This window comes from Enterobacter sp. 22452 (genome assembly GCF_052045065.1).
Lineage (GTDB): Bacteria > Pseudomonadota > Gammaproteobacteria > Enterobacterales > Enterobacteriaceae > Enterobacter > Enterobacter mori.
The window spans coordinates 852,347-865,577 of sequence record NZ_JBQEOB010000001.1 but is presented as its reverse complement, the minus strand read 5'-3'; the positions used below and the strand labels follow the sequence as shown (position 1 = coordinate 865,577).

General features: G+C 53.4%; 14 protein-coding genes. 10 read left to right on the top strand and 4 right to left on the bottom strand.

Going from position 1 to position 13,231, the window contains the following annotated elements; genetic code table 11:
• The first annotated feature begins 37 nt into the window (after positions 1–37).
• From pyrC to ACTJJA_RS04110, 7 genes are all read left to right on the top strand, one after another.
• Complete coding sequence (gene pyrC, locus ACTJJA_RS04140) at positions 38–1,084, top strand: dihydroorotase (protein ID WP_042718793.1); 1,047 nt, start codon at positions 38–40, stop codon at positions 1,082–1,084.
• Between the two features lie 74 nt (positions 1,085–1,158).
• A complete protein-coding gene (dinI, locus tag ACTJJA_RS04135; protein ID WP_010429615.1) occupies positions 1,159–1,404 on the top strand; it encodes a DNA damage-inducible protein I in 246 nt (81 codons plus the stop codon).
• Positions 1,405–1,677: 273 nt separating this feature from the next.
• Positions 1,678–1,932 (top strand): biofilm formation regulator BssS, encoded by a 255-nt coding sequence (gene bssS / locus ACTJJA_RS04130; RefSeq protein ID WP_003858012.1) that lies wholly within the window; start codon positions 1,678–1,680, stop codon positions 1,930–1,932.
• 116 nt (positions 1,933–2,048) lie between these two features.
• Positions 2,049–3,167, top strand: coding sequence for an N-methyl-L-tryptophan oxidase (solA, locus tag ACTJJA_RS04125; RefSeq protein WP_440666340.1), 1,119 nt, complete (start codon positions 2,049–2,051; stop codon positions 3,165–3,167).
• Positions 3,168–3,217: 50 nt separating this feature from the next.
• A complete protein-coding gene (locus ACTJJA_RS04120) occupies positions 3,218–3,331 on the top strand; it encodes a DUF2770 family protein (protein ID WP_010429609.1) in 114 nt (37 codons plus the stop codon).
• Positions 3,332–3,557: 226 nt separating this feature from the next.
• Entirely contained in the window at positions 3,558–4,124 is a 567-nt protein-coding gene (locus ACTJJA_RS04115; protein ID WP_042718788.1) for a cytochrome b, read from the top strand.
• A 1-nt stretch (position 4,125) separates the two neighbouring features.
• Positions 4,126–4,704 (top strand): YceI family protein, encoded by a 579-nt coding sequence (locus ACTJJA_RS04110; protein WP_010429605.1) that lies wholly within the window; start codon positions 4,126–4,128, stop codon positions 4,702–4,704.
• A 37-nt stretch (positions 4,705–4,741) separates the two neighbouring features.
• Here the strand turns inward: ACTJJA_RS04110 and trhO are convergent, their stop codons facing one another.
• Positions 4,742–5,791, bottom strand: coding sequence for an oxygen-dependent tRNA uridine(34) hydroxylase TrhO (trhO, locus tag ACTJJA_RS04105; RefSeq protein ID WP_440666337.1), 1,050 nt, complete (start codon positions 5,789–5,791; stop codon positions 4,742–4,744).
• 219 nt (positions 5,792–6,010) lie between these two features.
• On the opposite strand from trhO, the gene ACTJJA_RS04100 reads away from it, so the two are divergent.
• The 3 genes from ACTJJA_RS04100 to ACTJJA_RS04090 all read left to right on the top strand — a co-directional run bounded on the left by ACTJJA_RS04100 (position 6,011) and on the right by ACTJJA_RS04090 (position 8,767).
• Positions 6,011–6,937: a Kdo(2)-lipid IV(A) acyltransferase gene (locus tag ACTJJA_RS04100; protein WP_108418053.1), complete on the top strand. Its 927-nt coding sequence runs from the start codon at positions 6,011–6,013 to the stop codon at positions 6,935–6,937.
• Between the two features lie 139 nt (positions 6,938–7,076).
• The gene (gene mdtG / locus ACTJJA_RS04095; protein ID WP_089599861.1) at positions 7,077–8,306 is read left to right on the top strand and encodes a multidrug efflux MFS transporter MdtG; all 1,230 of its coding nucleotides are present in this window, start codon (positions 7,077–7,079) and stop codon (positions 8,304–8,306) included.
• An 86-nt stretch (positions 8,307–8,392) separates the two neighbouring features.
• Entirely contained in the window at positions 8,393–8,767 is a 375-nt protein-coding gene (locus ACTJJA_RS04090) for a MysB family protein (RefSeq protein WP_100167059.1), read from the top strand.
• Positions 8,768–8,774: 7 nt separating this feature from the next.
• Here ACTJJA_RS04090 and ACTJJA_RS04085 read toward each other — a convergent pair whose 3' ends face one another.
• From ACTJJA_RS04085 to mdoG, 3 genes are all read right to left on the bottom strand, one after another.
• Positions 8,775–9,002, bottom strand: a complete 228-nt coding sequence (locus ACTJJA_RS04085) for a YceK/YidQ family lipoprotein (RefSeq protein WP_440666334.1) — start codon at positions 9,000–9,002, stop codon at positions 8,775–8,777.
• Between the two features lie 83 nt (positions 9,003–9,085).
• Entirely contained in the window at positions 9,086–11,614 is a 2,529-nt protein-coding gene (gene mdoH / locus ACTJJA_RS04080) for a glucans biosynthesis glucosyltransferase MdoH (RefSeq protein ID WP_440666332.1), read from the bottom strand.
• Positions 11,607–13,142 (bottom strand): glucans biosynthesis protein MdoG, encoded by a 1,536-nt coding sequence (mdoG, locus tag ACTJJA_RS04075; protein ID WP_010429591.1) that lies wholly within the window; start codon positions 13,140–13,142, stop codon positions 11,607–11,609. The genes mdoH and mdoG overlap by 8 nt, the downstream gene beginning before the upstream one ends.
• Between the last annotated feature and the right edge of the window lie 89 nt (positions 13,143–13,231).

Below are 13,231 nucleotides of genomic sequence, written 5' to 3'. Positions count from 1 at the left end.
CATCCTTATGACTGATTCCTGACAAGCCGGAGCTTCCATGACTGCACAACCCCAGGTTCTAAAAATCCGCCGCCCTGACGACTGGCATATCCATCTGCGCGATGGCGATATGCTGAAAACCGTCGTGCCCTACACCAGCGAAATTTATGGCCGCGCGATTGTTATGCCTAACCTGGTTCCGCCAGTCACGACCGTCGATGCCGCGATGGCTTACCGCCAGCGTATTCTTGACGCCGTTCCGGCGGGGCATGATTTCACCCCGCTGATGACCTGCTACCTGACCGATTCACTCGACCCGAACGAAGTGGAACGTGGGTTTAACGAAGGCGTCTTCACCGCGGCGAAACTCTACCCGGCCAATGCCACCACCAACTCCAGCCACGGTGTGACCAGCATTGATGCCATCATGCCCGTTCTGGAACGGATGCAAAAACTGGGCATGCCGCTGCTGGTACACGGGGAAGTGACGCACGCCGAGATTGATATCTTCGACCGTGAAGCCCGGTTTATCGAAACGGTAATGGAACCGCTGCGCCAGCGTCTGCCTGCCCTCAAAGTGGTGTTTGAACACATCACCACTAAAGACGCCGCGGAATATGTTCGCGATGGCAACGATCTTATCGCCGCCACCATCACGCCTCAGCACCTGATGTTTAACCGTAACCACATGCTGGTTGGCGGCGTGCGCCCTCACCTCTATTGCCTGCCGATCCTCAAACGCAATATCCACCAGCAAGCCCTGCGCGAACTGGTTGCGAGCGGTTTCTCCCGCGCGTTCCTGGGTACCGACTCCGCCCCGCACGCGCGTCATCGTAAAGAGGCCAGCTGCGGCTGCGCTGGTTGCTTCAACGCTCCGACTGCGCTGGCGAGCTATGCCACCGTGTTTGAAGAGATGAATGCGCTGGAACATTTTGAAGCGTTCTGCTCCCTCAACGGCCCACGCTTCTATGGTCTGCCGGTCAATGAGAGCTTCATCGAGCTGGAGCGCAAAGCCAGCCAGGTGGACGACGCGATTCCGTTGACGGATGACACGCTGATCCCGTTCCTGGCCGGTGAAACCGTACACTGGACGGTAAAACGTTAAAAAATCAACGCCTCTTGTTGTCAAACTCATAATATACCTGTATATATAAACAGTATATTACACAGGGGGCATTTATGCGTATTGAAGTCACCATTGCCAAAACAACCGTTCTGCCTGCTGGCGCACTTGATGCGCTGGCGGGCGAGTTATCCCGTCGTATTCACAGCACCTTTCCTGAAAATGATGGCGCCGTAACGGTACGTTACGCGGCCGCAAACAACCTCTCCGTCATCGGCGGTGCAAAAGAAGACAAAGATCGTATCCGCGAAATCCTGCAGGAAACGTGGGAAAGCGCCGATGACTGGTTCATAACGGATTAACCTTGCTCCCTCATTGTTTTGTTTTGCCGGGTCGCCCCGGCTTTTTTTGTTTTTTATCCTGGATAAGTTCAAATTATTTCAGCATCTTCTTAGAAAATCGTGAACAAGACGGTGTTTTATTGTTCGAAGAATCCTAAAACGCAGAAAAATGTGTTGCCAGCTGTTTATTTTTCTCTTCGGAACCCTTATTACTTGTATACTGAAGATGCTTTCAGAAAAACATGCATTGAACCTCAAAGCCGTTGTCTTCTAACACGCATTTAGGGGGTTATAATGGAAAAGAATAGTGAAGTCATCCAGACCCACCCGCTTGTCGGCTGGGATATCAGTACCGTAGATAGCTACGATGCGCTGATGCTGCGTTTGCACTACCAGACCCCAAATCAACTCAACCGTGACGAAGCGGAAGTTGGACAGACGCTGTGGCTTACAACAGACGTCGCCCGTCAGTTTATTTCTATTTTAGAAGCAGGTATCGCAAAAATAGAATCTGGCGACTATCAGGAAAATGAGTATAAACGGCATTAGTACAATGCCCATTTTTCACTCAACAGGCACCCACGTGGTGCCTTATTTATTTCTCCCTTGTATCAGCCCGCATAGTTAATTACTCTGCTAACAAAGCGTGAGTTAACGAGATGCATATGAGATACGACTTAATCATTATTGGCAGCGGTTCCGTAGGTTCTGCTGCCGGTTATTACGCAACGCAGGCCGGTCTGAAGGTTCTGATGATTGATGCCCATCTTCCTCCGCACGCGGAAGGTAGCCATCACGGTGATACCCGTCTTATTCGCCACGCCTATGGTGAAGGAGAGCGTTATGTCCCTCTGGTCTTACGTGCCCAGACGCTGTGGGATGAACTGGCAACGCTGACCGAAGAACGCATTTTTGACCGCACGGGGATTATCAACCTTGGCCCGGCCAGTTCTGCATTTCTTGCGAACGTGGAACAAAGCGCGAAGGAATTTAATCTTGATGTTGAACGTCTGGATGCGAACGACATTATGCAACGCTGGCCGGAGATCGCCGTTCCGGATGATTACATCGGGCTGTTTGAAGCCAACTCGGGCGTACTGCATTGTGAAGCGGCCATTAAGACCTGGATTGATTTGGCGGCAAAAGCCGGCTGTGCCCAGTTATTCAACTGTCCTGTAAGCGGCATTACCCATCATGCTGACGGTGTCACCGTCACCACCGCTGACGGAGACTATTTTGCGTCTCGGCTGCTAATTAGCGCCGGAACCTGGGTAACAAAACTGCTCCCGGATCTGCCCATTCAGCCCGTGCGCAAAGTCTTCTCCTGGTTCCAGTCAGACGGGCGTTACAGCACGCAGAATAAATTCCCGGCATTCACCGGCGAGTTACCGAACGGCGATCAGTTCTACGGCTTCCCGTCAGAGAAAGACGCGCTTAAGATTGGCAAACACAACGGCGGACAAATTATCTCCACGCCTGAGGAGCGCAAACCCTATGGCGCATACCCTCAGGATGGTTCAGAAGCGTTCATGTTCCTGCGCACTATCCTGCCGGGCGTTGGCGGCTTGCTCTACGGCGCGGCTTGCACCTATGACAATACGCCTGATGAAGATTTCATCATTGATACCCTGCCGGGGCATGACAACACGCTGCTCATTACCGGGCTCAGCGGCCACGGTTTCAAGTTCGCCTCCGTGCTTGGCGAAATTGCCGCGCAGTTTGCTCAGGGTATTACGCCGCCATTTGATCTGCAGCCCTTCTCGCTCTCACGTTTTAACGGATAATACCCGCCAGGCTCCGGCCCTCCGGAGCCTCTTTTATCTGAGGAAAAATGATGCGCAGGATCGTCGATTTACTCGTCAATAATATTCGCGAGCATTTTATGCTCTATCTGTTGTTGTGGGCGCTGCTGGCAATCATTGATGTTATTTACATTGTATTTTATTGAAAAGAAACGCTGACGTTTATTGACACTTCTTGAGGTTAATTATTTTTTAACGCATCCACTGATTCCGCCTGAGCTTTATTGCTCGAAGCTTTTGAAATACATCTGCGCAACACCTTCAAATACGCTGAAATAAATTAAATTAAAAAGGTTATCTACTTATTTCAGTTGCAATATCCTCTATTCCCGTTCATTTTTATTGCTCGAATGATTTTGATCGGTATCTCCTATGCAATTGCGTAATACCCCCCATCGCTACGGAATAATATCCATAGGTTTGCACTGGATATTCGCGCTTGCGGTGTATGCTATGTTCGGGCTTGGGCTCTGGATGGTCACGTTAAGCTATTATGACGGCTGGTATCACCAGGCACCGGAACTGCATAAAAGCATAGGTGTCCTGTTGATGATGGGTCTGGTTGTCCGCGTAGTCTGGCGACATATTTCCCCGCCGCCACCCGCGCCGAAAACCCACGGTAAATTCACGCGCGTGAGCGCTGTCGCGGCCCATATTGCTCTCTACGCCCTGCTTTTCGCCATTCTGATTAGCGGATACCTTATTTCAACAGCGGATGGTAAGCCGATCAGCGTCTTTGGTCTTTTTGACGTTCCCGCTACGCTCAGCGATGCTGGCGTCCAGGCGGATACGGCTGGCGTAGTCCATCTGTGGCTGGCCTGGAGCGTGGTTATTCTTTCTGTTCTTCACGGGCTCGCGGCCCTCAAACATCACGTTATCGATAAAGACGACACGCTGAAGCGCATGCTTGGCCGTTCGTCTTCTGACTCTGGAGCATAAAATGAAAAAACACCTGCTGGGTATCGCCTTAGGTTCACTGTTATTCACCACCGGTTCTGCTGTTGCGGCTGATTATAAAATTGATAAAGAGGGCCAACATGCCTTCGTCAATTTCCGTATTCAGCATCTTGGCTATAGCTGGCTATATGGCACCTTTAACGATTTTGATGGCACCTTTACTTTTGACGAGAAAAATCCGGCAGCGGATAAAGTCAACGTCACTATTAATACCAATAGCGTGGATACTAACCACGCCGAGCGTGATAAACATTTACGCAGTGCAGAATTTCTGAACGTATCGAAATTCCCGCAGGCGACATTCGCCTCTACCGGCGTGAAAAAGGACGGTGACAAGTTGGATATTACCGGCAACCTGACGCTTAATGGCGTAACGAAACCCGTCACTCTTAATGCGAAATTGCTTGGTCAGGGTGATGATCCGTGGGGCGGGAAACGTGCAGGCTTTGAAGCTGCAGGTAAAATTCACCTGAAAGACTTTAACATCACCACGGATTTAGGCCCAGCATCTCAGGATGTTGAACTGATTATTTCCGTGGAAGGTGTTCAGCAGAAGGGATAAAAATATGCCCGGCGGTATTTTCCGTCGGGCATAAACATTACTCAGGGTCGGGAATACCCAGTTTGGTATTCAGACGTCCGCGGGATTTATTAAAAATCTTGTTCCCGTTTTCGCGACCTGCGCGACGGCGACGCTGCTCTTCTTCCGGCAACACGCTCTCTTCACTGCACAGCTCACTACAGCAGCCGTTAAATTTCTCAGCGCAGGCTGGACACTGAATAAACAGCAGGTGGCAACCGTCGTTTTTGCAGTTGGTATGCGTATCGCAAGGCGTTCCGCACTGGTGGCAGTGGGCGATCACGTCGTCGGAAATACGCTCCCCCATGCGCTCGTCAAAGACAAAGTTTTTGCCGATAAAGCGCACCGGCAGACCCTGCTCACGCGCGCGGCGAGCATACTCAATGATGCCGCCTTCAATGTGCCAGACCTTGTTGAAACCGTTGTGCTTCATCCACGCACTGGCTTTCTCACAGCGGATACCGCCGGTGCAGTACATCACGATCTTTTTGTCTTTATGTTCCTGCATCATCTCAACCGCTTTTGGCAGTTGCTCGCGGAAGGTATCAGCCGGAATTTCCATCGCGTTCTCGAAATGGCCCACTTCATACTCATAGTGGTTGCGCATATCGATAAAGACCGCATCAGGATCGTCAAGCATGGCGTTCACTTCAGCAGCCTTCAGGTATTCCCCGACGTCACCCGCATTAAAGCTGGGATCGTCAATACCGTCAGCCACGATACGCTCACGCACTTTCATGCGCAGAACCCAGAACGATTTCCCGTCATCATCCAGCGCAATGTTCAGGCGTAAGCCATTAAGCGCCGGATCGAAGCCGTAAAGAAAATCACGGAAGGCGTTCACCTGACTTTCCGGCACGCTGATCTGCGCATTGATGCCCTCACGCGCCAGATAGACGCGCCCGAAGACATTGAGCGCAGTCAATGCCTGATAGAGTTCATCGCGGGTCGCTTGTGGGTCGTTAATAGTGAAATATTTGTAGAATGAGATGGTCGTGCGCGGTTCGGTTTCAGCCAACATACGCGCTTTCAACATCTCATTCGATACGCGGTTGTGTAACACTGGCATGGTGTACAAGTCCTGCATTCGTTAGAGAATTAAAATCGGTCGGCATCATATAGCAAACAAAGCTAATTTACATCCACACAATTTACGCTACATTTCAGCCTACCTGATTTACCAGGATTAACAATTGCTGGATTCGTGCACGTTTCGATGACAGACATTTTGGCTACGTACTAAAAAATGCGAGAATAGCCATTCAGGACGTAAGAACACAGGACAGACATGACCCAGTTACCGAAATTTACTGCCGCCCTTTTGCATCCCCGCTATTGGTTGACCTGGATTGGCATTGGCTTGTTGTGGCTTATCGTACAACTTCCTTACCCGGTTATTTTCCGCCTCGGTAAAGGGATCGGCCACGTTGCCCGGAAATTCATGAAACGCCGCGTCAGGATTGCTTACCGTAACCTCGAACTCTGTTTTCCGCAGATGAGTGAGACAGAGCGTCACGATATGGTGGTTAAAAATTTCGAATCCGTTGGCATGGGGCTGATGGAAACAGGCATTGCATGGTTCTGGTCGGACAAAAGAATGGCCCGCTGGACGGAGGTTGCCGGAACAGGTATGGAGCCCGTGCACACATTGCAGGCTAATCAGACCGGCGTACTGTTGATTGGCGTCCATTTCCTGACGCTTGAAATTGGCGCGCGTATGTTTGGCATGCAGGCGCCTGGTATTGGCGTATATCGGCCGAATGACAATCCGGTCATCGATCTCATCCAGACCAATGGCCGCATGCGCTCTAACAAAAGCATGATTGACCGTAAAGATCTGAAGGGCATGATCCGCGCACTCAAATCCGGTGAGGTGGTCTGGTACGCTCCCGATCACGATTACGGCCCGCAATCCAGCGTGTTTGTGCCGTTTTTTGCCGTCGAAGAAGCGGCGACCACCACGGGGACCTGGATGCTCGCCCGAATGTCTAAAGCGGCAATTGTTCCCTTTGTCCCACGCCGCAAGCCGGATGGTTCAGGCTATCAGCTCATCATGCTTGAGCCAGAACTCACGCCTCCTCTGGACGACGCAGAAACCACCGCGCGCTGGATGAACGATATTGTGGAAAAATGCATCATGATGGCACCAGAGCAGTACATGTGGCTCCATCGCCGCTTTAAAACACGCCCGCAAGGCGTTCCCTCCCGATACTGATTGTCATGCGGCCTCCGGGCCGCATGCTGTTTTAGCTTTAAAAGCTCCCCCTCATTGCGGCAATCCTGACCCAGGCGCATAATTAGCACGCTTATTACTTCCCCTTCCCGGCGCACTGTATCTTAATTTGCGGAGAGTTATGTCACCCTCAGATGCTCCCATAAACTGGAAACGTAACCTCGCGGTTGCCTGGCTCGGCTGCTTTCTGACGGGCGCGGCGTTCAGCCTGGTCATGCCTTTCCTGCCTCTCTACGTTGAACAGCTTGGCGTTACGGGCCACAGCGCGCTCAATATGTGGTCAGGTCTGGTGTTTAGCATCACCTTTCTGTTTTCCGCTATCGCTTCGCCATTCTGGGGCGGCCTTGCCGACCGCAAGGGGCGAAAAATTATGCTGCTACGTTCAGCGCTGGGGATGGCTATTATTATGGCGCTGATGGGCGTGGCGCAAAACGTCTGGCAGTTTCTGGTGCTGCGCGCACTGCTTGGCCTCCTGGGCGGATTCATTCCCAATGCCAACGCCCTGATTGCCACACAAATTCCACGCCATAAAAGCGGCTGGGCTCTCGGTACGCTCTCAACGGGTGGCGTCAGCGGTGCGCTGCTTGGACCTCTGGCGGGTGGCTTACTGGCGGATAGCTACGGTCTGCGGCCCGTCTTTTTCATCACCGCCAGCGTGCTGTTCCTCTGCTTTGTCGTCACCTTGCTCTGTATCCGTGAAAAATTCACGCCGGTCACCAAAAAAGAGATGCTTCATGCCCGGGATGTTCTTACCTCGCTGAAAAACCCCAAACTGGTGTTGAGCCTGTTCGTGACGACCATGATTATTCAGGTGGCAACCGGGTCGATCGCCCCGATTTTAACGCTGTACGTGCGCGATCTGGCGGGAAACGTCAGCAACATTGCCTTTATCAGCGGGCTGATCGCATCAGTACCTGGCGTGGCGGCACTGCTCAGCGCGCCAAGGCTGGGAAAACTCGGCGACCGTGTTGGGCCCGAAAAGATCCTGATTTGTGCCCTGGTGATTTCCGTTCTGTTACTCATCCCGATGGCGATGGTGCAGTCTCCCTGGCAACTCGGCCTGCTGCGCTTTTTGCTCGGCGCGGCAGACGGTGCGTTATTACCTGCCGTACAGACCCTGCTGGTCTACAACTCAACGAACCAAATCGCCGGACGTATTTTTAGCTATAACCAGTCGTTTCGTGACATCGGCAACGTCACCGGGCCGCTTGTCGGGGCGGGAATTTCCGCCAGCTTTGGCTTTCGCGCCGTTTTTATCGTCACGGCCGGTGTCGTGCTGTTTAACGCCATTTACTCCTGGTTCAGTTTATCCCGGACGATGCGTTCTGAACTGAATAAGACAAATGCCTGACGGCTTATTTTCGCATTCATACTTGCAAAATCAGAGAATCAGCTATTCTTTCCCTGAATACCTTCATGAAAAACAGGGAGACACCGATGACCATGTACGCCACGCTGGAAGAAGCTATTGATGCCGCTCGTGAAGAATTCCTCGCCGATAATCCCGGCATTGAGGAAGAAGATGCTGACGTGCAACAACTCAATATCCAAAAGTATGTCCTGCAGGACGGCGATATTATGTGGCAGGCCGAATTTTTTGCCGATGACGGTGAAGAGGGAGAATGTTTGCCGATATTGAGCGGTGAAGGTGCTCAGGCCGTCTTTGACGGCGATTACGACGAAATTGAATTACGCCAGGAATGGCTTGAAGAAAATACCCTGCATGAATGGGATGAGGGCGAATTTCAACTCGAACCGCCGCTGGATACCGAAGAGGGCCAGACCGCAGCCGATGAGTGGGACGAACGTTAAGCTCTCATTACTCGTAAGGCCCATGGCTGGCGTCGATGGGCAGCAAAAGCGTGTCGAAGATCAGCGAAAACGGCAGATCGAGCACGGTCAGGTAGCGCCAGGAGGAATCTCGTACGTCCCATTTGACGCCGGGATAATACTGATTCCCGTGACCTTGTCCCGGAATAGTGCGGCTGATAATGCTGCCGCAACCGCTGAGCAGGCATGTCATCAACACCACGACAATTATTTTCATTCATTACCTCTAAAAAAATACCGGCCTCGCAGCCGGTATTTTATCTGGCGGGTGCGCTTCGCTTACCCGCCCTACTTAGCAGCTTACTTCGCCTTCAGCGCCAGCGGATTCAGCTTCAGCTCTTTGTAGTAGCCCACCCACGAAGAGTATTTCTCCGGAGCAGACCACACGCGATAGTGAAGCCTCGCCATGGTGACCGGGTCGCTCAGCAGCACCAAACGGCGGTCGCGATTGAGTTTTTCCGGCGTCTCGTTCAGCGCCTGCTCAACGTGGCGATCGCGGGCGATCTCCAGCACCTGGCTGGCGCGGTGACGCGCGGTCGCCATTGCCATCGCCAGGGCGTTGAATGACGGGTTAAACACCGCGTGCATAAAGCCATCATCCAGCGAACGGCTGCGGTTCTGCTCCAGGTACTTGTCGGTATCCACCAGCACCTGCGGCGGGGAATACTCTTCCGGGATCAGGAACAGCTTCCAGCGTTTGGTACGCAGCCCCACCGTTGAACGGCTGGAGATCACGGACACAAACGGCGACAGGATCAGCGAGAAGACAATCGGCGCCAGCCAGAACAGGAAGCGCAGATCCAGCCACGCCATCCCCGCAGCCCACACCAGACCGAGCAGCAGCTGCGAACCGTGACGCATGAAGGCTTCGCTCCACGGGGTGGAGTCGTCATCACGCTGCGGTGAATTCCAGACCACTTCCCAGCCCAGGAACGCGCTGACCACAAATACGGTATGGAACAGCATGCGTACCGGAGCCAGCAGCACGGAGAACAGCACTTCCAGCAGCAGCGAGAGCGTCACGCGGCAGAAACCGCCGTACTCTTTCGAGCCTTTGCACCAGATCAGGATGATACTGAGCAGCTTAGGCAGGAACAGCAGCACCATCGTCGACGCAAACAGCGCAATCGCCAGCTCCGGACGCCACTGCGGCCACACCGGGAACAGCTGGCGCGGTTGCAGGAAGTATTGTGGCTCCGTCAGGGCATGAACCACCTGTAAGGCAGTCGACAGCGCCAGGAACATAAACCACAGCGGTGCAGAGAGATAGGACATCACGCCGGTCAGGAATACCGCACGGTGAACCGGGTGCATCCCTTTCACCAGGAACAGGCGGAAGTTCATCAGGTTACCGTGGCACCAGCGACGGTCACGTTTGAGCTCATCCAGCAGGTTCGGCGGCAGTTCTTCGTATGAGCCTGGCAGGTCGTAGGCAATCCAGACGCCCCACCCTGCGCGGCGCATCAGCGCTGCTTCCACGAAGTCATGCGACAGAATCGACCCGGCAAAAGACCCTTCACCCGGCAGCGGCGCAAGTGCGCAGTGCTCAATGAACGGCTTCACGCGGATAATCGCATTGTGGCCCCAGTAGTGGGATTCACCCAACTGCCAGAAGTGCAGACCAGCCGTAAACAGCGGGCCGTACACACGGGTCGCAAACTGCTGGCAACGTGCGTAAAGCGTGTCCATTCCGGACGCTTTCGGCGAGGACTGAATGATACCGGCGTTCGGGTTGGCTTCCATCAGGCGGACCAGACCGCTCAGACAGTCACCGCTCATCACGGAGTCGGCATCCAATACCACCATGTAGCTGTACTGATTACCCCAGCGACGGCAGAAGTCATCAATGTTACCGCTTTTACGCTTCACACGGCGGCGGCGACGACGATAGAAGATCTGCCCTTCGCCCTGCACTTCCGCAATCAGCTCCATCCAGGCTTTTTGTTCTGCTACGCAGATATCCGGGTTGTAGCTGTCGCTCAGGATGTAAACGTCAAAATGCTCTGCGTTACCGGTCGCCTTAACAGACTCCCAGGTTGCACGCAGCCCCGCAAACACGCGGTCAACGTCTTCGTTACAGATAGGCATAATCAGCGCAGTACGGTGCTCAGGATTGAGGGGCTCATCCCCGACCGTTGACGCTGAAATACTGTATTTATCACGCCCCATCAGCAGCTGCAGGAAGCCCATCAGCGCGGTCCAGAAACCCGCCGAGACCCAGCAGAAGAGAACGGCAAACAACAGCAGAATGCCGCTTTGCAGAATATACGGCAGCAGCTGCATGAAGGAGACCCAGATATCCTGGCCTACCATGTCAGCCGGGTTGATCAGCGCCCAGCCCTGATACGGCAGAATGGTCTTCATGTACCAGGTTGCCACCACCGTCTGCGCCAGCGTCAGCAGTAACAGCGTGTAGCGACGGATCGTTCCGACAGTACGCCACTTCTGCTCTGAGGCCTGCTCTTCTTTGGTCAGACGCGACAGATAGCGCGGCGTGACGTCACGTCCGCGCAGGCGATCCCAGAAGCGACCCACCGGGTTGGTGCGCCATGGATCGGGGAACATAGAAGAACGCGTGGCTTTCGGCATCGCCTGAAGCTGGGCACGCCCTTCGTCGTCTTTAATCAGCTGTCCTTCTGCCAGCGAGTCTGGCCAGGCCTGCTCCAGACGCGCCTTTACTGACCCCAGCGGCGTATCATCATCACGTGTAAACTGACGATGATCGCCATCCAGCGCGGTGTGTACCGCACGGATGTCGCTTTTAGGCAGTGCCGCTTTTTCAATGTCCGTCAGCGGCATGGCATCAATATATTCAGATGTATTATTCATTGGCAGGTAGCTGATAGCTCCAGGTTTCACTCAGCGGCTGATCGTTGCTGACCAGCGCGGCGCGCATTTCAGTGGTCTGTTTCGGATCTTTCACTTTCACGCGCAGGGTCAAACGCCACCCTTTCGTTACCGGGTTGTAACGTACGGCATTTTCAACGATCTCACCGTTATCACCGATGCTCGCCTGCGCAGTCACGGCGGTATCCGGGGACAGTTTTTTCATGTCCTGGCCCGCGAAGTCCACGATGAAAGCCACGGTACCGTCAGGCTGACGGATCAGGTTTGACTGCTTCACATCACCCGTTGAACGGCGAGTCTGCATCACATACGCGTTATCCGGCGCATGCAGTTTGTCTTCGTCACGGCTAAAGGTGATGGCGTATTTGAAGTTCATCTCTTTACCGGCTTCCGGAAGCTGGTCCGGGGTCCAGTAAGCGACGATGTTATCGTTGGTTTCGTCGTTGGTTGGAATTTCAACCAGCTCGACTTTCCCTTTACCCCAGTCACCTTTCGGGGTTACCCAGGCGCTTGGACGCTGATCGTAACGGTCATCAAGGTCTTCAAAGCGAGAGAACTGACGGCCACGCTGCAGCAGACCAAAGCCCTGCGGATTTTCCATCGCGAAGCTGCTCACCGCGAGGTGTTTCGGGTTATTCAGCGGACGCCAGATCCACTCGCCGTTACCGGCATGGATAGAGAGACCGTTAGAGTCATGCAGCTCCGGGCGGAAGTTGGTCGCCGGAGACGGCTGGTTCGGCCCGAACAGGAACATACTGGTCAGCGGTGCAACGCCCAGCTTGCCCACTTTATCGCGCAGGTAAACTTTGGACTGCACGTCAACGACGGTGTCGCGTCCCGGCATGATCACGAAGCGGTATGCACCTGTTGCACGAGGGGAGTCCAGCAGCGCATAGATTGTCAGACGTTTATCCGTTGGTTTTGGACGCTCGATCCAGAACTCGCGGAAACGTGGGAATTCTTCACCTGATGGCAGCGCGGTATCAATAGCCAGACCACGTGCGGAAAGCCCGTACACCTGCCCTGCGCCAATCACGCGGAAGTAGCTGGCACCGAGCATGCTGACGATTTCGTCGTTTTTATCTTTGCTGTTAATTGGGTAAAGCACTTTGAAGCCGGCGAAGCCCAGGTCCTTAACCGTGTCTTTGTCGTGCTGCACATCGCCGAAATTGAAATAATCCGGGCTGTACTTGATTTTACGTACCGCGGTTGCCGTCACTTCATTGATAGCAACAGGCGTGTCGAAATACATACCCTGATGATAAAACTCAAGCTTGAACGGGGTTTTAACGTTGTTCCAGTATGCTTTGTCGTGATTGAACTGGATCTGCTGATAGTCCGCGTATTTCATGTCACGGAAAACGGAGGGCAGGTTACTTTTTGGCGCTTCGTAGCTCTTGCCAGCCATAGACTTGGCCTGTTTAGCAACGTCATCGATGGTAAAGGACCAGGCCGATGAGGTATACAGGGACAACAACACTGCCGCACCCAACCAACGCATTTTCATCATTTGTGATTTATGTTTCATAATAAGTAAGCACTTCCCCCTTTGTGTGCTTATATCGATCCGATCCATTTTAATGGAAACTCAGGCAATCC